Below are 21,823 nucleotides of genomic sequence, written 5' to 3' on the forward strand. Positions count from 1 at the left end.
TGCCTTAACGCACCGCACGCACCTTGACACGCATCCCGTCCCGCAGCGCCGTCGGCGGATAGACGATCACCTCGGCACCCTCGGCGAGCCCTCCGCGCACCCAGGCTTCGCTGCCGTTGCGTCCGCCGAGCTCGATCGGCCTGAGCCGCGCCCGTCCGCCATCCACCACAAAAACGGCCATTGCGCCGCCAGGCTGCGGAAAGACCGCACTCACCGGCACCCGCAGGACCGAGGAGCGGAACAGCGTCACGATGCGCACGCCCACCCGGTAGCCGTCGCCCAGCGCCCGCCACTGATCGGGCGACCCGACGAGATCGATGAGGACGTTCACGCGCTGCTCTTCGATGCCCAGCGCCGACACCTTGGTGAACGCGGCCGGCTCGACCCGGCGCACACGACCTTCCAGCATGCCCCCGCCACCCCAGCGCTCCACACGCACCGGCACGCCGGGCAGCGCCTGCAGCGCATCGGTGGTCAAAAGCTCGGCAACGATCTCCAGCCGCGTGGTGTCGCCGATCTCGATCAGCGGAGCGCCGAGCGTCACCGTGGTCTCGCTGGTCTGCGCCACGCGCAGAACGCTGCCGCTCACCGGTGCGCGCACGGCGAAGATTCCCTCGCTCGAGCCGGTCGCGCGTATGGCGACCAGTGCGGCGCGCGCGGTGTCGCGTTCGTAGCCGGACACCTGCCGCGACTGCAACGCGACATCCAGGTCCGTCTGGGCGGCCTGGAGTGCCAGCCGGTCGGTGTCGACCTTGGCAGCCGAGACGAAGTCCTGCTGCGCCAGCTGCTCGTTGCGCCGAAGCTCGATGCGCGCCTGCTCCACCGCAACGCGCGCGCGCTGGATGCCGGCGTCGGCACGGCGCACCGCCGCCTCGGCGGCTTCCACGCGCGCGGACTGTTCGCGCCGGGTGCGTTCGTCGAGCATGGGCGAAAGCGCCGGCGTGATCGTGGTGACCACCGCACCGGCCTGCACCGCATCTCCTTCGCGCAGCGCAATGCGGGCCAGCCGACCGGCCAGCGGTGCGCTCAAGGCGTACCGGTCACGAAGGCGCGTCCTGGCGTCTTCGACGACCGACTGTTCGTAGGGGCCCATGGTGGCGCGCGCCACCTCCACGGCCAGCGGCCGCGGCGCGAAGGCCCAGACCAGCACGGCCGACAGGGCCGCGGCCGCTGCAATCGATATCCACAAGGGCTTGGGGTTCATGGTTTTCACTCTCTTGTCTTCAGGGCGGAGACCATGTTGATGCGATCGATGCGGCGACGCACGATCAACGCGCTGGCTGCCGCGGCCACCACCACCGCCAGGCCAGCCACGGCATAGGTCCGCGCACGAATCACCACGGGAAAAAGAAACTGGTCGGACTTCAGGAGCGAGGCGATCAGATGGACCAGCGCGTCACCGGTGAGCATGCCGATCGGCAGCGCGATCGCGATGCCGATCGCCATCTCGCCCAGCAGCAGGCCCGATACCTCCCCGCGCGAGAATCCGAGCACGCGCAGGCTGGCCAACTCCCACGCGCGCTCGGCCAGCGCGATGCGGGCATTGTTGTAGACCACGCCCACGGCGATCACCGAGGCAAACAGCGTGAGCACCGTGCTCATGATCAGAATGTTGCGCGCCGTCACCTCCTGCATGTTGCGCAGCATCGTCGCCTTGCTGAAGGCCCCGGCCGCGCGCGGCAGCGCCTGGATGGCTTGCAGCAGCCGCGCCTCGCTGCCCTGCTCCAGCGCGAGCACGAACCCGGTCGCGATGTCGCCTTCGCCCAGCGCGCGGTTCAGGGCTTCGCGGTTCATGTACGCGTTCAATCCCATCATCTCGCGCACCGTGCCGTCCACCCGCGCATCGAGAGCGCGCCGGCGGCCCTCGTGGACTTCGACGCGCACCACGTCGCCCACGCGCAGGTCCAGCTTCTCGGCCAGCCGGTCGGTCAGCAGCAGGCCATCGCTGTGCGGAATGGATTGCCGCCCGCTCGCGTCCACGATGCGCAGCAACTCGCTTCGCACCGGGCCGCCCCGGATCTGCAGGCGCTTGCGCAGATGGCCGTTGACCAGCGTCACCTGCACGTCGCGCAGCGACTCGTGCGCGAGCACGCCAGGCAGGCGCGCGAGTTGCAGCGCAACGGCGTTGTCCGTTGGCTCCACCAGCCAGACGGAGACATCGCTGCGCATCGACAAGGTGAAGGCGCTGTCGACGATCACCTCGATGGCGTCGCGGAAGAAGTTGCCCATCACCACGATGGCCACGGCCGCCGCGACACCGCCGATCGACAGGCCCGTGCGCAACGGGCGGCGCTCCATGTTGCGAAGAATCATGCGCACCGCCGGGCTGAGCCGGGCGATGCCGAGGCGTTCGGCCAGCGTACGGCGGTAGCTCCCCGGCGCCGGCGGCCGCATGGCCTCGGCCGGCGTCAGTCGAACGGTTGCCGCAATGGCCGAGAGCGTGCCCAGCAGTGCGGTGGCGAGCGTCACGCCGGCGGCCAACAGCACGAGGCGCGCATCCATGTGGTGCTCGAAATCCGCAAAGTGGAAGACTTCCGCATAGAGCCCGACCAGGCGGGCGCCCAGCCAGTCGCCCAGCGCAACGCCCAGCCCGAGGCCCAGCGCGACGATCACCAGCACTAGGCTGAGGTAGTGGGCGGCAATGGTTCCGTTCGCATAGCCCAGGGCCTTCAGCGCGGCGATCTGCTCGCGCTGCGTGGCGATCAGCCGCGCGAGCACGACGTTGAGCAGGAAGGCGGCCACGCCGAGGAAGATGGACGGCAGCACGATGCCGAGCACACGCTGTTCCTTGATCTCGTTGTCGAGCATGGTGTGGGATACCTGCTCCTCGCGCGTGCGCGGCTCGGCCCCGCCGTAGCGCGCCAGTGGCTGGGCCAGCGCATCGGCCACCTCGGCGTCGGAGACGCGTCGCACCGCCGCCGGAGCGAGCCGGACCGCGAGGGTGTTGAATGCACCTTCCATGTCATAGGCGCCCGCCAGCACCTCCTGGTCGATCCAGAAGATTCCGAACCCGCGCTGGTCCGGCATGCCCCACAGGCCTGCGAACACGAACTCCGGCGACACCGCGGTTCCGACGACGCGCAGTTGCCGCTGCCGGCCGTTGAGCAGCGCGCCGAAGGTGTCGCCGAGCTTCAGACCGCGCGCCTGCGCGAAGCCGAGGGACACCAGCGCGTCGATGGCACCGAGTCCGCCGCCGGCGGCTGCAGGGCCGTCGAACAGCCCCCGGCCGGCCACGATGCTCACCTGATTCAGGCGCGGTGGCGTCACCCGGTCGATGCCGATGAGCTGGCCGAGCACGGGATCGCTGCTCGACGGCAGCTGTATGCGTACGACCTGCTCGATGGTCGGCTGGACCTCGGCCACGCCCGGCACGCCGCGCAACTGCTCGACGAGCGAAAGCGGTGCGCGCTTGACCGTGACGAAGAGGTCCGCGAAATGCCCCTGCGCGTAGAAGACGTTGCGGGCGTCGGCCAGGGAGTCGATCGCCGACAGGCTGGTGAGAAAGCCGCCGGCGCCGCTGGCCACCACCAGCGCGATCGTGAGCACCTGGCTCCACATCGTGCGCAGGTCGCGCAGCAGTTTCCGGTCGAGCGCTTTCATAACCGCGCTACCACGAGAGTTCCGCCGGCGCGAGACGGTGCGCATTGCGTTCGATCTTCTGCACTCGCCCGTCACCGAGCGAGATCACGCGATCGGCCATGCCCGCGATCGAGGCGTTGTGCGTGATCACCAGCGTGGTGGTGCCGAGCTCGCGGTTGACGCGGGCGATCACGTCGAGCACCAGCTTGCCGGTCGCGTAGTCGAGCGCGCCCGTGGGTTCGTCGCACAGCAGCACCTTGGGCCGCTTGACGATGGCGCGCGCTATGGCCACGCGCTGCTGCTCGCCGCCGGACAGCTGGGACGGAAAATGGTCGCGGCGCGCCGAGAGGCCGACGCGGTCCAGCGCGTCGTCGATCGGCATCGGATCGGTCGCGATGTCGGTGACCAGTGCCACGTTCTCGTGGGCCGTGAGGCTGGGTATGAGGTTGTAGAACTGGAACACGAACCCCACGTGCTCGCGCCGGTAGCGCGTGAGCGCCTTGTCGCCGGCGGCGATCAGATCCAGATCGAAGTAGTGCAGGCTGCCGGTGCTGGCCACCTCGAGTCCGCCCAGGATATTGAGCAGTGTCGATTTGCCGCTGCCGGAAGGCCCGAGGAGAACCACGAACTCGCCCGGCATGATGTCGAGATTGACATCCCGCAGCGCCACGACATCGATATCGCCTGCGCGATAGGTCTTTCCGAGGCCGCGGGCGCGAAAGACGGGAAGCGACGTCATGGCGCGGGCTCAATTCCAACGATCGGCAGCTGCGAGCGCACGAAGCTCAGGGCGTACTGAAGCTCGCCGAGGCTTTCGGAATGCAGCGTGAAGAGCGGCTGGCCGAGTTCGACCCGGTCCTTCACGCGCACGTGCATCGTGGCACCGGCGGCCGGATCGCGCGGCGCGCCGGCCAGCTTGGCCATGCGCGCGACCAGGCGGGTGTCGATCGCGGACACCACGCCGTCGGCGGGGGCGGTCACGCAATGGGTATGGGCCGCCTTGGGCGGCACGCGCAGGCCGCCCTGCGCTTCGCAGATCGCAATGAACCTGGCGAGTGCGCGGCCGCCATCCAGCGCCTCGCGCGCCATCGCCTGTCCCGCGCCCGCCGCGGCCTTGCCGGCCATCTCCAGGATGAGCCCGGCCAGCATGAGCGCGCGTTCGCGCAGATCCTGCGGTGCATCGGCCTGGCGCTCGAGCACCGCCATCACGTCCATCGCTTCGAGTGCCGGGCCCACGCCGCGGCCGACCGGCTGGCTGCCGTCGGTGAACACGGTCTGTACCTGCAGGCCCAGCGCGGCGCCGACCGTGACGAGGCTGCGCGACAGCTGGCCGGCGGCGGCGTCGCTGCGCACCTTGGCCAGGGGACCGACGGGGATGTCGATCAGCACTCGCTGCGAACCCATCGCCGCCTTCTTGGACAGGATGGACGCCACCATGAGGCCCTCGCTGTCGATGCCGAGCGGCCGCTCCACGCGGATCAGCACATCGTCGGCGGGGCTCAGGCGCATGGCGCTGCCGCCCACGATACACCCCCCTTCGCGTTCGACGACGCGGCGCATCGCGGCCAGGTCGAGGTCGACCGGTGCGAGCGTTTCCATCACGTCGGCGGTGCCGGCCGCCGACGTGATGGCGCGCGACGAGGTCTTGGGCATCACCACGCCGCATGCCGTGACGATGGACACGACCAGCGGTGTGGTCCGGTTGCCCGGCAGTCCGCCGATGCAGTGCTTGTCCATCACGGGCGAGGTGCCCCAGTCGATGCGTTCCCCGACATCGACCATGGCGCGGGTCAGCGCCACGGTCTCGTCCAGGTCCAGGCCGCGGCCGGCGCAGACCGTCACGAAGGACGCCAGGTGGATGTCGGGAAGGCGCCCATGGCTCACGTCCTCCATCAGCGCCCGCAGAGGCGCATAGGCCAGCCTGCCGCCATGCACCTTGTTGCGCAGATGGGCCAGCGAGTCAAGGATCGGCGGGTGCCGCACCACCAGCTCTTCGCCCTCGGTGGCGCCCATCAGGTTCCAGGCCGCCTCCGACAGCGCGATTTCGTCGTTGCGCAGCCAGTCGCTGTTCACCTGGTGCAGGATCGCGAACAGATGGCGCCCGTTGGCGATCACCTCCACCTGCGCCTGCGACTGGAAGCCTTCGGCCCGGCAAACCGCACAGTCGCTGCGCATGTAAACCACGGACTGCTGGTAGGTGTCGATGCCGGCACGGCGGGCCAGCAGGCGGTTGTGTGACGGCATTGGGCGCTCCTTGGCTGCATGCAGCTTGGCACGCTGCGCGCGAGCGGGGCTTGATGCCCGTCAAGCGAGCGGGCCGTCGCTGTCTCGTCGATCCGTGTTCTGCCGGCGTCTTAAGGCAAATCGAATCTGCGGTCGCCATCATGTGAATCGTGCGACCCATGGAGTGGTCGCGACATGAATCCACGTGGAGATGCCAATGGACAGTGCAGCCCGCTCCCGCGCCGCGCCATCATGCGCCGACGCGCCGCAGCCGCCCGATGCGCAAGCCCCGGCCGCCGCGGGCGGTGCCCGCCTTGCAGATGTCGCAGTCTTTGCCGTCATGCTGCTCCTGGCCATGGGTGCCGCCGCATTGGTGTGCGGGGTCTACAACGCCTTCGACGACGGTTGGTTCAGGATGAGCGGGTCTACACTGGCGCACATCCTGGCCCTGGCCGGCTTCTGAGGTCATGCGCCCGCTCCGTCGCGCAGATTGCCAAGCTCCCGGTCTCGACACTTTCACATGCGCCTGCTGATTGTCGAAGATGATCCCCTGCTCGGCGATGCGCTGGCCACCGGCCTGCGCCAGCTCGGCCATGCGGTCGATTGGTTCGGCAGCGGCGGCGAGGCCGATGGCGCGCTGTCCGGGGCCTCGTTCGATGCATTGGTACTGGACCTCGGACTTCCGGGTGGCGACGGCATGACCTGGCTGCGCCGCTGGCGCGATCGGGGCCTGAAGCTGCCGCTGCTCATCCTCACGGCGCGCGACGGCGTCGAACAGCGCATCGCCGGGCTCGACGCCGGGGCCGACGACTACCTCGTCAAGCCCATCACCATCGACGAACTCGCGGCTCGCCTTCGGGCGCTGGTGCGCCGCGCCGCCGGGCGTGCGCAACCGGTCTGGCAGCACGGCGCGCTCGAGTACGACCCTGCCAGCAAACTCGTGCACTGGAAGGGCGAGCGCGTCGACCTGACCGGGCGCGAACTGGCGGTGCTCGAGGCACTCCTGGCGCAGCCTCAGCGCGTGCTCTCCAAGACCCACCTGCAGGAAAAGCTCTACGACTGGAGCGGCACGGAGCCAGAGAGCAATGCCCTCGAGGTTCACATCCACCACCTGCGGCGCAAGATCGACCCGGGCATCGTGCGGACCGTGCGCGGCGTGGGCTATGCGCTCGGGTCCGGCGAGGCGGCGCCATGAGCCTGCAGCGCCGGCTCCTGCTCTATCTGCTGGTTTGCGCGCCGCTGGTCTGGGGCGTGGCCTTGTACTTTTCCATCAGCCGGGCGCGTCACGAGGTCAACGAGCTGTACGACACCGAGTTGATCCGGTTGGCGCAGCAGGTGCAATACACCCTGGGGCCGAGCCATCCCGGCGTCACGCCGGTGCTGCCGCCCGCGCCCACCGAAGGAACCAGGGAGGCCGGGGAGTCGGACGTGCGCGATCTTGCCGTGGCGGCATGGGACACGACGGGCCGCCTCGTGCTCGCGGACCGCGAAGGCATGGTGCTGCCTCGGCGGCCCGACGCGAGCGGCTTTGTCGACGAAAGAATCAAGGACCGGACGTGGCGCATCTACTACCTGCCATCCGTCGATGGCGCCTGGCTGGTGGCCGCCGGCCAGGACGCCTACGAACGCGATGAACTGGTGTACGGCCTCACGGTCACGCAGGTGGTCCCCTGGGTGCTGGTGCTGCCCTTTCTGCTGGCCGTGATGGCGTGGGCGGTGCGCCGCGCGTTGGCGCCGATGCACCAGCTCACCGCCGAGCTTCGCCGCCGAAGGGCCGACGATCTGCAGGCCGTGCCCGACGACCGGGCGCCGGCCGAGCTCAAACCGCTGCTGGGCGCCATGAACGGACTGTTCGCCCGCATCGACCAGCTGCTGGTGCGCGAGCGCCGCTTCACGGCCGACGCCGCGCACGAACTGCGCACGCCCCTGGCCGTGCTGCGCGCCCAGTGGGACGTGGTGCGCCGCGCCGGCAGCCAGACCGAACGCGCCGCGGCTGAAGCCAAGCTCAGCGCCGGCCTCGACCGCATGGAACGGCTGATGACGCAGATGCTCTCGCTTTCGCGCGTGGAGTCCGGCGTCGCGCCGCCCTTGACCACCGAGGTGCAATGGCCGCGGATCGTCGAGCAGGCCATGAGCGATTGCCTGGCGACGGCCGAACGCCGCCGCATCGAACTGGCCTGCGAGTGGCCGCCACGGGGATCGCACCCCTTCCCGCTCCTGGGCGACGAGCATCTGCTGACGATGCTGCTGCGCAATCTGCTCGACAACGCGATTCGCTATGCGCCGGAAGGATCGAGCGTGGTGCTGCGTATCGGGCGCGAAGACCTGGAGCTCGAGAACGAAGGAGAACCCCTGTCGCCGGAGCAGCTGACGCGGCTGGGCGAGCGCTTCTACCGGCCCGACGGCCAGCAGGAAGGCGGCAGCGGCCTGGGGGTTTCGATCGTGCGGCGGATTGCCGAGCTGCACGGACTCGAGCTGCTGTTCGGCCCTGGCGCGGGCGGCCGGGGCGTGAAGGTGACGCTCCAGTTCGATGCGGCGCACCGCTGAAAGATCAGCCGGCCTACCTGGCCTTGGCCTTCTCAAGCAGCAGGCGCGCTTCCTCGCGCCGCCCGCTGTCGGCCACCTGCCGGCCCGGCCGCGGCGGCGCCTGCAATGCCCGCTCGAGGTATGCGACGGCTTGGTCGGGCTGCCGGATCTCGACCAGATATTCGCCGTAGAAAAAGTTGGGATCGATCCCCTTCGGGTTGAGCGACAACGCTTTCTGCAGCAGTTCCTTCGCCTTGGCCTTGTCGCCGAAACCCACCGGCCATCCCGGGACCTTGTAGTAGAGAACGCCCAGGCTGTTGTAGGCCGAGCCGTCGAGCACATCGCCGTCGATCGCGATCGCGGCTTCATACAGCGCCTTGGCTTGCTTCACCAGCCCCAGCGCGCCGAGGCCGCCCTTCTCGCCGGCCCATGAACTGACGATGATGCCCTCCCAGACCAGCGGCTCCGCACGACCCGGGTAGGTTTCGCTCACCTTGCGTGCCTTGGCCGCCAAGGCCTCGAAGCGCTTCTCGCGTTCGGCTGCGGGCGCCTGGTAGCGGATCGCTTCCCATTCGTGCTGCAGGTCGACGACGGCATCGTCGGCGCCCGCCGCGAAGGCCGCGCGCGGAAGCATCGCTCCCAGGACGGCGCCGGCGGCGATGCCGATCAGCCACCGGCGATTCACCGCGGTGGGCATGGGCGAAGCGAGTAAAACGGCCTGTTGTTTCATGTGTCGTCCTCCGTGGGTCAATGTGCGCTGTGCAGCAGCGAATGGGAATCGGCTTCGGCTTCGGCGGGAGCGCCCGGGGTGTCCGGGCACTCGAGAAAAGGCTGCGCCGGCTGTGCGAGCGGCGGCAGGGCGCGGCGGTTCTTGTCGAATGCGCCGTCCAGCAGTTCTGGTACCAGCCCGTTGAGCCGAACGGCCAGCTTCTCGGGAAAACCCAGGAAGCACTCGGCGGCCTCGCTCTCGATGAGCTGCAGCAGCGCCATCGCAGGGATGTCGGGCCGGTCCGTCGCCGTGCCCGTGGCCTTGTTGTAGCTTTCCACCGCGGCGTCGTTGAAATCGGTGCGCGTGGTACGCGGGCCGAGGTATTGCACGCGCACCTGCGTATCGCCGAGTTCGCGGCGCAGCGATTCCGCGAATCCGCGAAGCCCGAACTTGCTGGCGCAGTACACGCTGAAGCCCGGCAGGCCCAGCCGCCCGAGCACCGAGCCCACGCAGACGACCTGCGCCTTCGGAAGGCTGCGCAGATGGGGCAACAGCGCCTGGGTCAGCAGCATCGGCACCAGCAGGTTGAGGTGCAGCACCTGCGCCATGTCGTTGGCGGCCAGCGATTCGATCCGGCCGAAGCCCGGCAGGCCCGCGTTGTGAACCAGCACGTTGCAGCCCCACCCGGAAGCCACCTCGGCAATGCCCGCAAGGCTGGCGACGCGCGTCAGGTCGGCTGCGTACCATTCCACCCTGGGCCGGGGCACGCCGCAGTCGCGAACCAGCGCGCGCGCCTGCGCCGCCAGCCGCGCCGGAGATCGCCCGACCAGCATCACCGATGCACCGGCGTTCACCAGGTGCCTGGCCGCGGCCTGGCCGATGCCGCCGCTCGCGCCGGTCAGCAACACCCGAGCTTGCGAGGTCTTCATGCCTTCACCTCCGCGCCGGTGCTCGCCTGCGGCAGCGGCAGGCTGCGGAACACGTCGCCGTACAGGCGGTAGAAGGCGCGCGCGGCATGGATGATGTCCGCCTGGTCCTGCGGGTCCTCGACCTGATCCATCAACAGCTCGAAATGCGCGGTGTGCTCGCGGTCCAGCATGCCGTGCGAACGCAGGTAGGTGAACGCGGCATCGGGAAGCTGCAGCGGCTTCTGGATCTGGTCGGCGGCCATGAGCGCGAGCGACACGCTCGTGCCCTCGAGCACATGCACCATCCCGAAGAACCCGAGCGGATTGCGCCGCGCGATGGTGTCGTAAGCGTAGGCCACCATGACCTCGGTGGCGTGGCCGGGCAGCCCGTCGCGCACGGCCTGTGCATCGCCGCCGCAGGCACGTATGTCGTCGAGGATCCACTCGTCATGGCCCCGCTCCTCCTCCACGTATTCGTCGAGCGGTTCGCGCAGCCAGGCATTGCGTTCCGGCAATGCCGCCTTGCAGGCCTGCAGCAGGGGCACGGTGTGGCGCACGTGGTGGTAGGCCTCGCGCAAGAAGGCCAGGTAGCTCGGCAGCGAGACCTCGCCGCGCAGGCAGCCCTGGATGATGGGCGTGCCGAGCAGGCTCGCTCGGGTGTCGGCGGTCTGTTCGACAAGGCGGTCATGGAAACTCATGGGGACTCCAGTGGATTCGGTCAGGGTGCGGCGGCGATGTCGAGGGCATCGGCGTGCAGTTGCAAGATGGTGGCGCGTTGCGGGCGGCCGTTGGCCGTGGCCATGCCGGACGCGGCATCGAAGTTCGCCCGGCCCCGGACCCAGCGCTGGATCCGGGCGTAGTCGGGCAGCGTGGCATTGGCGGCGTCGACGGCGGCCTGCAGCTGCGCGTCGGGGGCGTCCGGCCGCACCGGCCAGAGCACGGCGCAGAGCGCCGGCTGGGCATCGCCGAACACCACGGCCTGGGCGATGGCGTTCTCGCCCCGCAGCGCCGTCTCGACCCATTCGGGCGATACGTTGCGGCCGAAGGCGGTGATCAGAAGATGCTTCTTGCGGCCGCTGATGTGCAGGTAGCCGTCGGTGTCGATCCGGCCCAGATCGCCGGTGGGCCACCACTGCGGCGGCGGCGTGGCCGTATCGCCGAGGTAGCCGAGGAACAGGCTGCCGGCCACCTCCACTTCGCCGTCCGGCGCAATGCGCAGCCGCGCATGCGGCAGCGCGCGGCCGGCCGTGCCGGGACGGTCGTGCCCGGGAAGGTTGAGCGTCTGCACGGAAGCGCCTTCGGACAGGCCATAGCCCTCGAAGGCCGGAATGCCGAGGGCGCGCGCGTCTTGAAGCAGCTTGACGCCCACCGCCGCGCCGCCCACGGCCACCAGTTTCAGCGAGTCCGGCGCGCGCTGGCCGCTTTGCTGCAGGTAGCCGGACCAGGCGCGCAACATTTGCGGCAGCAGGATGATGCTGTGCGGCTGTTGCGCCAGCGCGCAGGCATGAAACCGCGCCGCATCGAAACCCGAGGAACCGCTCAGGCCCAGCTGCTGCAGCGGCGGCGTGATGCAGGTGGCGCCACGCAGCAGCGGCGCCATCACGCCCGCGATGTTCTCCAGCAGCACCGCGAACGGAAGCGCGCAAAGGTGGCGGCGGATGTCGAGCGGCGCCATCGCCTCGACGAGGCCCTCGGCCACGCGGCGCATGGCATCGGCATCGAGGCACACCCCTTTGGGCGCGCCGGTGGTGCCGGAGGTGAAGGTGATCTTGGCTGTGCCCGCCGACATTGGCGGAGCCGCCGCCCGAAGACGCACGATCGACAGCGGCTGGCCTGCGACCGCAAGATCCGAAGCAGCGCCTGCCGGCCAGCGCGCGGCGAGAGGCGGCACGGTCAGCACGGTGTCCACACCGGCGGCGCGCAGCGCATGGTCGATTTGCCCGGGTGCGAAGAACACCGGCAGCGGCACATGCACCACCGCTGCCCGTGCCGCAGCCAGGTCGGCCACCACCCAGGCGGGCGAGTTGTCCATCAGCGTGGCGACCACGCGGGTGCCCTCTGCCCGCAACCGGTCGGCGAGCCCGCTCGCCTCGTCGTCCAGTTCGGCGAACGTGACGTGGCGTGCGCCATCGTCCAACGCCACTGCGAACGCCTCTGCGCGCGGGCTCACTCTCGCGCTCCCGACGCTTTGGAACGGCGCGCCATGTGGTGGCGCAATGCAAGCCTCAGCTGGGAGGCCAGCACCACGGGATGGTGCTCGTAGTAGCTGCCCCAGTGCGCGGCTTCTGCGCCCAGCGCGGATGCGTTGGCCGCCCCGAGCGTCAACGGAGCGACGCCGAGACGCGCGAGCATCTTGCGCAACTCCTGGGTCACCGTGCCGACGACCCACTCGAAACCTTGAGCAGCGAGATGCGGCGCCAGCCGCTGGATCAGCTGCGGTCCCTCGCCGGCTCGGCTTGCGGCGAGATGCCCGACCTCGACGATGGTTTCGCGGGCCACGGGCGAGCCCGCGCACCCTGCGAGCAGCACCTCGACGGGCGCTGCGAGGTAGTGCTCGAGAAACAGCTCATCGCGTGCCGCGTTGCGGTAGCCGGCCGCTGCGACCAGTTCGCCGTTCCTGCGGAGGCTTACCAGCCGCGGCGCAAAGTGCGTCACCTGCGCGCCGTAGCGGCGTTCGTAGATGCCGTGGATGAAATCCTCCACCGCGGCGCGGCTCGGATCGTGCAGTTCATGCACTGCGAAATCGGCCGGGGACGTGGCGGGGACGCCAACTGGCGGCTCGACCGCGCTGCTACGCGACGGTGGGGACATGAACATGCGCTTTCCTCAGGAAGCCCGCCGCCAGCAAACGGTCCGGGCATAGGGTGCATGGTCGTTGCGGCCGATTAACGCCAGCTTAAGAAGGTGATTGCACGGGACATAACCCGAGACGCCACGCAGCAGCGTTGCGCGAATTGATCCAGCGCAATGCCGTGGGCGGACGGCGTTCCTAAACTGAATCCACGGCCGCAGCTATCTCTGGGACCGCTCAACCCCATTCAATGCAAGGAAACGCCATGAAAACCGATACCCAACTTCGCGATGACATTCAGGCCGAACTGACTTGGGACCCATCTTTCAACGCCGCCGATGTGGGCGTGATCGTCAAGGACGGCGTGGCCACCCTGACCGGCCATCTGTCGAGTTACGCCGAGAAGTACGCTGTGGAACGCGCGGTGCAGCGCGTGCACGGCGTCAAGGCATTGGCCGTCGAGCTTTCGGTCAAGCTGCCGTTCGACCACGAGCGCACCGATGCCGAGATTGCAATGGCCACCGAGCGCGCGCTCGAATGGAATGTGCTGGTGCCAGACGGCAAGATCCGCCCGATGGTGGAAAAGGGCTGGATCACGCTGACCGGCGAGGTCGAGTGGGATTACCAGCGCCGCGCCGCGGAAAGCGCCGTGCGCAACCTGATGGGCGTGAAAGGCGTGTCCAACCTCGTCAACGTCACGCCCAAGGTCCGTCCCGCCGACGTCGAGAAGAAGATTCACGATGCACTCGCACGCCAGGCCGAGCGCGAAGCCAAGCACCTGGCCGTCTCTGTGGACGGCTCGCAGGTCACGCTGCGCGGCAAAGTCCACTCCTGGGCTGAACGCAATGCGGTGCAGGGCGCGGCATGGGCGGCGCCGGGTGTGTCGCTGGTCGTGAACGATCTTGCGGTTGACAATTGACACGCGTTGCGCTGGTCACCGGCGGAACCTCCGGCATCGGCGCGGCCACGGCCGAAGCGCTGCAGTCCGCTGGCTATCGCGTGGCGGTCAACCACGGCAGCCGCTCCCAGGTTGCCGAGGCGTTCACCGCGCGTACCGGCATCCCGGCCTTCGCCTGGAACGTGGCAGATGCGAACGCCTGCGCGGCAGGCGTGGCGCGCGTGGAGGCGGCGCTCGGCCCGGTCGAGGTGCTCGTCAACAATGCGGGCATCACGCGCGATGCGATGCTGCACAAGATGAGCTTCGAGCAATGGAAAGAGGTGCTCGACGTCAACCTCGGTGGCTGCTTCAACATGTGCCGCGCCATCATCGGCGGCATGCGCGAGCGGCGCTTCGGACGCATCGTGAACCTCGGGTCAGTCAACGGACTGTCCGGGCAGGCGGGCCAGACCAACTACGCGGCGACCAAGGCCGGTCTGATCGGTTTCACGAAGTCGCTGGCGCTCGAGGGCGCCTCGCGCAACATCACGGTCAATGTGGTGGCCCCGGGCTACACCAACACCGCCATGGTCGAGGCGGTTGATGCCGAGGTGATGGCGCGCATCCTGACGGGCATTCCGGCCGGCCGCCTGGCCGGGCCCGCCGAGATCGCGCGCGGCGTCGTGTTCCTGGTGTCCGACGACGCGGGATTCATCACCGGCATCACGCTGTCGATCAACGGTGGCAAGTACATGGCCTGAAGCGAGCCGCCTACCGTGCGGGTGACTGGAGGCGTTCCCGATCCTGCATCATCTGCATGGTCATGTCCTTCATGGCCATGCAGCGCTTCATCATGTCGTCGGACGGGGCACCGGACTGCGGGGCCGGCGCGGTGCCCATCTGGCACATCATCGACATCCCGCCCTGCATGGCCTTCATGTGCTCGGCCATCAGCGCCTGGCGTTCCTGGGGGGTCTTGGCGGCCATCATCTTCTGGTGCATCTCCCGCATCTGCGCCATTTGCTGGTCGGACTTCATCGCGGTGGACGCCGCCGCCGATGGATGGTGCAACGCGTGATCCTTGTCCTGCTTGCCTTGGGTCGAGGGGAACGCGGTGCAACCCGCCAGGAATACGAATGCAACCGATCCCAGTGTGCGAAAGAAGTTCATGGCGATTCCTTGAAGAGATAGCCGGATATTGGCCGCCAACCTGGGCTCCGACCTTGTTCCAGATCAAGGCAACCTAGCCACCGGCGGCCTACATTGGTTCCTCCATGAATACGCACCAAGGACAGCCATGAAAAAGATCCCCATGGCCGCTCGCGGCAGTGCGGGATGCCGCAGGCTGTTTCAACGTCTCGTCCTCTTTCCGGCCTGCGCTGGCGCGCTTGCGGTGCTCGCCGCCTGCGCCGCTGCGCCAACATCAGCCCCGGCTGTGAGCGCCCTCCCCTCCGCCGACGTCTCTCTTGCACCGGCTTTTTCTTCTCTGGTCGCGAGCCGCAGTGCCTCGGTGGTCGACATCAGTACCCTGCGCATCGGCCGCGACGAGAGTCCGGAAGACATCGAACTCGAGATCGCACCCGAGCGCGACTTTGCCGACCGCCTCGCCTGGCCGATGCGTGCCAATGTGCGAGTCAGCCAGATCCGCGACCTCGCCTCCGGCGTGATCGTGAGCGCCGACGGCTTGATCCTGACCAGCGCCCACGTGGTCGCGCACATCGACGAGGTCCAGGTCCGCCTGGACGACGGACGCCGCTTCACTGCACGCGTGGTCGGAGCGGACAAGCGAACCGACGTCGGCCTCCTGAAGATCGACGCCACCGCCTTGCCCGTCGCCGCCATCGGCGATTCGTCACGGCTCGCGCCCGGCGATTGGGTGGCCGCCATCAGCGCGCCATTCGGTTTCCACGGCAGCGTCACGGCGGGTGTGGTGAGCGCCGTGGACCGCATCCTGGCCGGCGGCGGCGACGTTCCCTTCATCCAGACCGACGTGGCCATCAACCCGGGCAGTTCGGGCAGTCCGCTCTTCGACAGCCGCGGCGAGGTGATCGGCATCAACTCGATGATCTACAGCGGCAGCGGCGGCTACATGGGTTTGTCGTTCGCCGTGCCCATCAACCTGGCGATGCGGATCGCGACGCAGCTGCGCGCGGGCGGCACCGTCCGGCGCGCCCACCTGGGCGTCGAGTTCCAGGAAATGACGCCCGCGCTGGCCCAATCGTTCGCGCTGCCCAAGGCTTCCGGTGCGCTGGTGGTCCGCGTCGATGCGGGCAGCCCCGCACACGCCGCGGGGCTGGTGCAGGGAGACATCGTCACCGCCTTCGATGGCATTCCGGTCTCGCGGCTGACCGATCTGCTGCAGCAGGTCGGCGAGCGTGTGCCGGGCGACCGCAGCCGCATGGAGGTGTGGCGGCGCGGTGCACAGCGCACCGTGTGGGTCACGCCCTCCGAAGAACGGACCGCCAAAGCGGCCTTTCCGCCCGCCGCCGCGCCGGAATGGAACGACGGCCTGGGCCTCAGCCTTGGCGAAGTGTCCGCCGCGCAAAAGGCGCAGCTGCGCCTCGACAGCGGCCTCTTGGTGCGCGAGGCCACCGGGCTGGCCCGCAGCGAAGGCATTCGCGCCGGCGATTTCATCGTGGCCGTGAACGATCTGCGCGTCGATCGTGTCGAACAGTTCAAGCAAGCCTTGTCGCGTTTGCCGGCCGGCCGATCGGTCGCGCTGCTTGTCATGCGCGATATGCGCCTCGCGTACGTCGCCGTCTGGCTGCCGGAGCAGCGCCCCACTGGACGAGCCTCGTTTCTCCGAGCACCAACTCCAACGAGAGCACCATGAAACACCTGAACGCAACCGACCGCGGCGCGCTGGCCCGGCAACTCGAACTCATGAAGACCCAGGCAGTAGACGAACTGCGCGAAACGGCCCCGGGTGTTCAGTCAGGCTCGATCGACGACGCGCACGAAGTACACAGCAATGTGGACGAAGCCGAAGCGATGAGGCAGGACGACGTACGCTTTGCCGAACTCGAAGTCGATCGCGCGCGGCTCCGCGAGATCGAGCAGGCATTGCAGCGCATGGCCGAAGGAAGCTACGGTATCTGCGCGGACTGCGGAGCGGACATTCCGCGCGAGCGCCTGCTCGCGCAGCCCATCGCCATCCGGTGCGCCTCCTGCCAGTCGGCGGCGGAACGGGGTAACCGCTGACCTGACCATTTCCGGCCATCGCCACTTCGCCACCCCGGTAGTGCCACCGCTCAGGCTGTGATGTCGACGCGCGCCGGGAGGGCGGCGCCGCCCGCCTCCTTGTCGTCCAATGTGGCGCGTACGAGCAGCACCGGAACCGGCGCCAGGCGCAGGATCTGCTCGGCACCGCTGCCCAGCAGCGCCCGCCCGACGCCGCGGCGTCCGTGGGTGCCGATCACGATCAGATCGGCGTTCCAGGCCTTGGCCTGCTCGGCAACGAGATCGCACAGGCGGCCCGCCAGCGAGCTGAACAGCAGGGTCTCGGTCCGGACGCCGGCGTGCTCCGCGCGCTCCCTGCCCTGTTGAAGGATCTGCTCGCCGGCCTCCTCCATCAGCGGCAGCAGGTCGCGGGAGGCGATGCCCTCGAAGCCGGTCACGTATTTCAATTCGTCCACAACGTGGACGAGCCGCAGGACGGAGCCCATGAGCCTGGCCACGCGAATCGCTTCGTCAAGGCCTCGCAGGGAAGCGGAGCTGCCGTCGATAGGAACAAGAATGCGGTGATACATGCTGAATCCATCGATGAGGTGGTGTGTGAATTGCAGTCTCGGGGCAGCTTGCCGGCGCTGGCTTGACATGGCGCAAGTCCGCCCCCGCTGCAGGGCCGAAAAATCGAGGTGTTCGCCGATCGGCCGGTGGCGAACCTCCCTGCAGCCCGGCCCCAAGGAAGACCACGCGATGTACCACCACATTCTTGTTCCTATCGACGGCAGCCCCACCGCGGAACGCGGATTGCGCGAAGCCGTTCGCCTGGCGGCCGAGCAAAAAGGAAAACTGCGGCTGCTGCACGTCATCGACGATTTTTCGACGCTGATGGAAATGTCGACCATTTCCAGCTTCGACGCCGGTCTGCAGAAGATGCGCGCGTATGGCGAATCCGTGCTGGCCGCGGGCAAAGCGACCGCGGCGCACTCGGGAGTGGAGGCCGACACCATCATGCGCGAGGTCACGCGCGGGCGGATTGCCGACGTGGTGATCGATGAGGCCACGACCGCACCATGCGACCTGGTCGTGATGGGCACCCACGGCCGACGCGGCGTCAGTCGCCTCGCGCTCGGAAGCGACGCCGACCTCGTTGTGCGCGGCAGCCCGGTGCCTGTGCTGCTGGTGCGCCAAGAATCAGGAGGCTGACCGGTGAAGTCTGATACACAGCTCAGGGCAGACATCCAGGCCGAACTGGAATGGGATCCGGCCGTGGCCTCCGCGGGAGTAGGCGTCATCGTCGACCACGGAGTGGTCACACTGACCGGCCATGTCGGTAGCTATGCCGAAAAGCTCGCGGCGGAGCGCGCCGCGCTGCGCGTGCGCGGCGTGAAGGCGCTGGCCGTCGAGATCTCGGTGAAGCTAGCCGCCGGATATGAACGCACCGACGCAGACATTGCGCAGGCCGCCGAGCATGCACTCGCATGGAATGTGCAGGTGCCGCGCGACGCGGTCAAACCGATGGTCGAAGGCGGATCGGTCACGCTGACCGGTGAGGTCGAATGGGACTACCAGCGCCAAGCTGCGGAATCCACGGTGCGCAATCTGCTGGGCATCACCGGCATCACGAACCTTGTGAAGATCAAGCTACAAACGTGTTCCGCGGACGTTGAACGCCAAGTGCAGGACGCGCTCATTCGGGTTTTCCGCGGCGAGCCGCGGCAGATTGCAGTCGATGTGGCGGGTTCGCAGATCGTGCTGCGCGGCAAGGTGCGTTCCTGGGCTGAACTGGAGGCTGCCTACGGGGCGGTTTGGTCCGCGCCGGGCGTCGTTTCAGTGGTCAACGAGCTGACCGTGGAAGCCTGAAAATCCGACTCGTGCAAACATGAAGGCACCGAAGCCCGACGACCTCACAACTCCCGCGATTCGCGGTACTCGGGCACGGCGCAAGGCCAGCCGTAGCGCTCTTCGATGGCCAGCCTCAGCGCATCGGCGGCCACGGGCTCGCCGTGGGTGACGAACACGCGGCGCGGCGCCTTCTGCGAAGCGAGCCAGCCGAGCAACTGTTCCCGGTCGGCATGTGCGGACATGGTTTCCAGGTTGGCCACCTCGGCGCGCACCGGCACGTAGGCGCCATGGATCTTGATCGAATCCACGCCGCCCACCAGCGCCGCACCGCGCGTGCCCGCAGCCTGGAAGCCCGCGAACAGGATCGTGTTCCGCGCATCGGGCGCATAGGCCTTCAGGTGATGCAGCACACGGCCACCGGTGGCCATGCCGCTGGCCGAGACGATGATCGACGGATAACTCAGCGTATTGAGGCGCTTGGACTCCTCCAGCGTGTTGACGATGATGGTCTTCCCGATCATGTCGGCGCACTGCTCGGCGCTCATGCGGTGCTCGTCCAGGTGCGCCTTGAACAGGCGCGTGGTATCCGCGGCCATCGGGCTGTTCAGGTACACCGGCATGTCGGGTATGCGGCCTTCGCGCTTGAGCAGCTGGATGCAATGCAGCAGGGTTTGCGCACGCCCCACCGCGAAGGCCGGCACCACCAGCACACCGCCGCGCGCGGCCGTCCGGTTGATCACGGCCGCGAGCTCACCAAGCGTGTCCGCTTGAAGGTGCCGGCGGTTGCCGTAGGTGGATTCCACCACCACGTAGTCGGCCGGGGCGGCCTCTTGTGGGGGCCGCATCACCAGATCGTCGCTGCGGCCCAGGTCGCCGGAGAACAGGATGCTGCCCTCCTCCCACGCCACGCGCAGGCTGCCCGCTCCCAGGATATGGCCGGCCCTGACCAGCCGCCATGACCAGCCCGGCCATGGCGAGCATTCTTTGTCGAAGGAGATGCATTCGAATCGCTTCAGCGCGGCGCGCGCTTCCTGCTCGGTATAGAGCGACAGCGCGGGCTTGTGTTTCGAATGCCCATGCCTGTTGGCGAAGTCGGCCTCTTCCTCCTGCAGCCGGCCTGAATCGGGCAGCAGCAGTTCGCAGAGGTCGCGGGTGGCGGCCGTGCAATAAACCTTCCCCTTGAAGCCGAGCTTGACGAGCCGCGGCACGAAGCCGCTGTGGTCCATGTGCGCGTGCGTCAGAAGCACGGCATCGACGGCCGAGGCATTGAAAGGCAGTGCGTCCCAATTGCGCAGGCGCAGTTGCTTCAGCCCCTGGAACAGGCCGCAGTCCACCAGCAGGCGCCGGCCCTCGTGCGTCAGCAGGTACTTGGAACCGGTCACCGTGCCGGTGCCGCCGAGAAAATCGATGCGCATGGCTGCTCCTGGGCGTGGGTGTGGGAAGCCGTCAGTGCGACATCAGGACCGGCAGCGTCATCGACTGGAGAATGGTTCGCGTGACGCCCCCCAGGATCCATTCGCGCGCCCGGCTGTGGCCGTAGCAGCCCATCACAAGCAGGTCCGCACCCACGTCGGCCGCCGTCGACAGCAGCTTATCACCGGCATCGCCCTCCTCGGCTCCGCCGTCATGAAGCGAGACATCGGCGACGCGCTGAGCGGCAAGGTAGTGCTGCAGCTTTTTCAAGGACGCACCAGCGTCCTCGCCGTAGCAGACCGCATGCACGCGAGAGTCCTTGCGAAGCCAGGGCAGCGCGGCCGACAGGGCGCGTGCGGCCTCGGGGGTTTCCTTCCACGCCAGCAGCACGGTATCGCCCATCGGCTCCAGCGGCCCCGCATACGGAAGCACCAGTGCGGGCCGCCCGCTCTCCACCAGCAGGCTAGCCAGGAAGTCGCCCGGAAGCTCGGAGGCCATGGGGTCTTCGAGGTCGCGCTGGCCCACGATCACCAGGTCGGCATACAGCGCGCGGCGGGCAAAACCCCAGGGCGCATCGCTCTCGGCTTCGGTCCAGTGCATGCGGTGCGAGCCGGCCGCATGGACCGTGAAGCTGGCATACATCCTGTCGCGTGCGGCCTTGTCGCTCTCGCGCATGATTGCGATAGCTTCCGCCGCACCTTCGAGCGCGAAGGGGTAGCGCATCAGCGAGGACAGGGTGCACGGCATGCCGGTCACCTCCGCGTCGAACGCATCGGCCAGGCGGCGCGCGAGCTTGATGCGCTCTGGCGTGCGGGCTGAACCATCGAGATGCAGGAGGATCGATTTCGGGGTTTGCATGAAAGCTCCTTCCAGAGATGGTGTGCGTGTGCAGACCTTAGGCCTGGCGCCCGGCGCGGGCCTTGCGCAACATCAAGTCGGGTAGCCCGCACGCCCGTTGACCAAGAAGCTAGTGGCGAGCGGTCGTCGCATGGTCGCGCGGTCAAAAGCTATATGGGAACATACACCGTTCACCCAAGTCCTGGCCGGGAGCGACTGCCGGCGCAGTTCTGGGGCCATTCCGTCATGGACGAATTGAAGCAGCCGGAATGTTACAGGTGGCCTTCGTGATCGAGATCACACATCTGGGACGCGCCGTGGCCCGCGACTGCGGAACAGACGACGACTTACTAAAGCTGGCCCCCTAACGATGCGAAGGGCTTTAACCACAGCTGCATGCCTGACTGCGAGCCAGGCGCGATCCCAAGGCGCTGCTTGCTAGGGCTCCGCCGGCTCGTTTGCGCTTGACGCCGGTCCGGCATCGAATGCCTCAACCGGCGCCAGCTTCAGCAGCCCCTTCGCCTCTTCGAAGGTACCGGCCAGACAGAGGTCGAACTCGTGCACCCGGTTTGAGCGGGACCGCAAAAGACAATCCTGGCATGAGCCAATTTTTCTGCGTCGTCTCCATGTTGGACTCCACCGATCTCTGACCCAAGATTGGAGTAATGGGATGGACGCCCCCTTCTTGTACGCTGTCGCTCACGAAGCGCAGGCGTGGCGTCTTTTTGACCAGCTCGAGCTCCATTGTGAGTTGTCCGACCTCTCGCTCCAGAGCTGCAAACTTCGGTCCGAAATCAGCCACCACAGATGCTTCGACCTCCTCGTTACTGAACTCGCCGCCGTCGAACTGCGTCAGCCACATCTGGATAAGGTTAGCTGACAAGGCGTACTACCTCTCGGGCATCACGCCGACCCAGGGCATCTGAGCGAATGTCATGGCACAGCTGCAG

23 protein-coding genes are annotated in these 21,823 nt (G+C 68.0%); 9 read left to right on the top strand and 14 right to left on the bottom strand.

Features of this window, described 5'->3' with window-relative positions:
* Positions 1 to 4 precede the first annotated feature (4 nt).
* Genes J2X92_RS00795 through J2X92_RS00810 form a run of 4 tightly spaced genes read right to left on the bottom strand, consistent with a single transcriptional unit; the run spans position 5 to position 5,823 of the window.
* Complete coding sequence (locus J2X92_RS00795; protein ID WP_307572658.1) at positions 5 to 1,204, bottom strand: efflux RND transporter periplasmic adaptor subunit; 1,200 nt, start codon at positions 1,202 to 1,204, stop codon at positions 5 to 7.
* 5 nt (positions 1,205 to 1,209) lie between these two features.
* Positions 1,210 to 3,600, bottom strand: coding sequence for an ABC transporter permease (locus J2X92_RS00800; RefSeq protein ID WP_307572659.1), 2,391 nt, complete (start codon positions 3,598 to 3,600; stop codon positions 1,210 to 1,212).
* Positions 3,601 to 3,607: 7 nt separating this feature from the next.
* Positions 3,608 to 4,318 (bottom strand): ABC transporter ATP-binding protein, encoded by a 711-nt coding sequence (locus J2X92_RS00805; protein WP_307572661.1) that lies wholly within the window; start codon positions 4,316 to 4,318, stop codon positions 3,608 to 3,610.
* A complete protein-coding gene (locus J2X92_RS00810) occupies positions 4,315 to 5,823 on the bottom strand; it encodes a thymidine phosphorylase family protein (protein WP_307572663.1) in 1,509 nt (502 codons plus the stop codon). The genes J2X92_RS00805 and J2X92_RS00810 overlap by 4 nt, the downstream gene beginning before the upstream one ends.
* A gap of 196 nt (positions 5,824 to 6,019) precedes the next feature.
* Here J2X92_RS00810 and J2X92_RS00815 point away from each other — a divergent pair, with 196 nt between their 5' ends.
* The 3 genes from J2X92_RS00815 to J2X92_RS00825 are packed head-to-tail and all read left to right on the top strand — an operon-like array spanning position 6,020 to position 8,349.
* The gene (locus J2X92_RS00815) at positions 6,020 to 6,265 is read left to right on the top strand and encodes a hypothetical protein (RefSeq protein WP_307572665.1); all 246 of its coding nucleotides are present in this window, start codon (positions 6,020 to 6,022) and stop codon (positions 6,263 to 6,265) included.
* A gap of 57 nt (positions 6,266 to 6,322) precedes the next feature.
* Positions 6,323 to 6,997 carry a response regulator gene (locus J2X92_RS00820; RefSeq protein WP_307572667.1) on the top strand — a complete coding sequence of 225 codons (675 nt, stop codon included), beginning with the start codon at positions 6,323 to 6,325 and terminating at the stop codon, positions 6,995 to 6,997.
* A complete protein-coding gene (locus J2X92_RS00825) occupies positions 6,994 to 8,349 on the top strand; it encodes an ATP-binding protein (protein ID WP_307572668.1) in 1,356 nt (451 codons plus the stop codon). The genes J2X92_RS00820 and J2X92_RS00825 overlap by 4 nt, the downstream gene beginning before the upstream one ends.
* Positions 8,350 to 8,362: 13 nt before the next feature.
* Here J2X92_RS00825 and J2X92_RS00830 read toward each other — a convergent pair whose 3' ends face one another.
* The 5 genes from J2X92_RS00830 to J2X92_RS00850 form a co-directional block, all read right to left on the bottom strand.
* Complete coding sequence (locus tag J2X92_RS00830) at positions 8,363 to 8,962, bottom strand: tetratricopeptide repeat protein (RefSeq protein ID WP_307573812.1); 600 nt, start codon at positions 8,960 to 8,962, stop codon at positions 8,363 to 8,365.
* Between the two features lie 113 nt (positions 8,963 to 9,075).
* Entirely contained in the window at positions 9,076 to 9,966 is an 891-nt protein-coding gene (locus J2X92_RS00835; protein ID WP_307572669.1) for an SDR family oxidoreductase, read from the bottom strand.
* Positions 9,963 to 10,643 (bottom strand): TenA family transcriptional regulator, encoded by a 681-nt coding sequence (locus J2X92_RS00840; protein WP_307572670.1) that lies wholly within the window; start codon positions 10,641 to 10,643, stop codon positions 9,963 to 9,965. The genes J2X92_RS00835 and J2X92_RS00840 overlap by 4 nt, the downstream gene beginning before the upstream one ends.
* A gap of 20 nt (positions 10,644 to 10,663) precedes the next feature.
* Complete coding sequence (locus tag J2X92_RS00845; protein WP_307572671.1) at positions 10,664 to 12,115, bottom strand: AMP-binding protein; 1,452 nt, start codon at positions 12,113 to 12,115, stop codon at positions 10,664 to 10,666.
* Complete coding sequence (locus tag J2X92_RS00850) at positions 12,112 to 12,762, bottom strand: thermostable hemolysin (protein WP_307572672.1); 651 nt, start codon at positions 12,760 to 12,762, stop codon at positions 12,112 to 12,114. Before J2X92_RS00850 ends, J2X92_RS00845 begins: the two co-directional genes overlap by 4 nt.
* A gap of 239 nt (positions 12,763 to 13,001) precedes the next feature.
* On the opposite strand from J2X92_RS00850, the gene J2X92_RS00855 reads away from it, so the two are divergent.
* Entirely contained in the window at positions 13,002 to 13,655 is a 654-nt protein-coding gene (locus tag J2X92_RS00855) for a BON domain-containing protein (RefSeq protein ID WP_307572674.1), read from the top strand.
* Positions 13,652 to 14,374, top strand: coding sequence for an acetoacetyl-CoA reductase (gene phbB / locus J2X92_RS00860; RefSeq protein WP_307572675.1), 723 nt, complete (start codon positions 13,652 to 13,654; stop codon positions 14,372 to 14,374). Before J2X92_RS00855 ends, phbB begins: the two co-directional genes overlap by 4 nt.
* A 10-nt stretch (positions 14,375 to 14,384) precedes the next feature.
* Here phbB and J2X92_RS00865 read toward each other — a convergent pair whose 3' ends face one another.
* Complete coding sequence (locus J2X92_RS00865) at positions 14,385 to 14,783, bottom strand: hypothetical protein (RefSeq protein ID WP_307572677.1); 399 nt, start codon at positions 14,781 to 14,783, stop codon at positions 14,385 to 14,387.
* 265 nt (positions 14,784 to 15,048) lie between these two features.
* Here J2X92_RS00865 and J2X92_RS00870 point away from each other — a divergent pair, with 265 nt between their 5' ends.
* Together J2X92_RS00870 and J2X92_RS00875 are read left to right on the top strand one after the other, a co-directional pair.
* Positions 15,049 to 16,446, top strand: a complete 1,398-nt coding sequence (locus tag J2X92_RS00870; protein ID WP_307572678.1) for a trypsin-like peptidase domain-containing protein — start codon at positions 15,049 to 15,051, stop codon at positions 16,444 to 16,446.
* On the top strand, positions 16,443 to 16,814 hold the full coding sequence (locus tag J2X92_RS00875; protein ID WP_307572679.1) for a TraR/DksA family transcriptional regulator: 372 nt from the start codon (positions 16,443 to 16,445) through the stop codon (positions 16,812 to 16,814). The genes J2X92_RS00870 and J2X92_RS00875 overlap by 4 nt, the downstream gene beginning before the upstream one ends.
* Before the next feature lie 50 nt (positions 16,815 to 16,864).
* Here the strand turns inward: J2X92_RS00875 and J2X92_RS00880 are convergent, their stop codons facing one another.
* A complete protein-coding gene (locus tag J2X92_RS00880) occupies positions 16,865 to 17,362 on the bottom strand; it encodes a universal stress protein (RefSeq protein WP_307572680.1) in 498 nt (165 codons plus the stop codon).
* 169 nt (positions 17,363 to 17,531) lie between these two features.
* Between J2X92_RS00880 and J2X92_RS00885 the strand changes: the two genes are divergently transcribed.
* Together J2X92_RS00885 and J2X92_RS00890 are read left to right on the top strand one after the other, a co-directional pair.
* The gene (locus tag J2X92_RS00885; RefSeq protein WP_307572682.1) at positions 17,532 to 17,984 is read left to right on the top strand and encodes a universal stress protein; all 453 of its coding nucleotides are present in this window, start codon (positions 17,532 to 17,534) and stop codon (positions 17,982 to 17,984) included.
* Between the two features lie 3 nt (positions 17,985 to 17,987).
* Entirely contained in the window at positions 17,988 to 18,641 is a 654-nt protein-coding gene (locus tag J2X92_RS00890) for a BON domain-containing protein (RefSeq protein WP_307572684.1), read from the top strand.
* 44 nt (positions 18,642 to 18,685) lie between these two features.
* On the opposite strand, the gene J2X92_RS00895 is transcribed toward J2X92_RS00890, so the two are convergent.
* The 3 genes from J2X92_RS00895 to J2X92_RS00905 all read right to left on the bottom strand — a co-directional run bounded on the left by J2X92_RS00895 (position 18,686) and on the right by J2X92_RS00905 (position 21,756).
* A complete protein-coding gene (locus J2X92_RS00895; protein WP_307572686.1) occupies positions 18,686 to 20,038 on the bottom strand; it encodes an MBL fold metallo-hydrolase RNA specificity domain-containing protein in 1,353 nt (450 codons plus the stop codon).
* A gap of 31 nt (positions 20,039 to 20,069) precedes the next feature.
* Positions 20,070 to 20,894 carry a universal stress protein gene (locus J2X92_RS00900; protein ID WP_307572687.1) on the bottom strand — a complete coding sequence of 275 codons (825 nt, stop codon included), beginning with the start codon at positions 20,892 to 20,894 and terminating at the stop codon, positions 20,070 to 20,072.
* Positions 20,895 to 21,363: 469 nt separating this feature from the next.
* The gene (locus J2X92_RS00905) at positions 21,364 to 21,756 is read right to left on the bottom strand and encodes a hypothetical protein (RefSeq protein WP_307572688.1); all 393 of its coding nucleotides are present in this window, start codon (positions 21,754 to 21,756) and stop codon (positions 21,364 to 21,366) included.
* Positions 21,757 to 21,823: the final 67 nt, after the last annotated feature.

It is taken from the genome of Variovorax paradoxus (assembly GCF_030811855.1).
In the GTDB taxonomy this organism is placed as follows: domain Bacteria; phylum Pseudomonadota; class Gammaproteobacteria; order Burkholderiales; family Burkholderiaceae_C; genus Variovorax; species Variovorax paradoxus_L.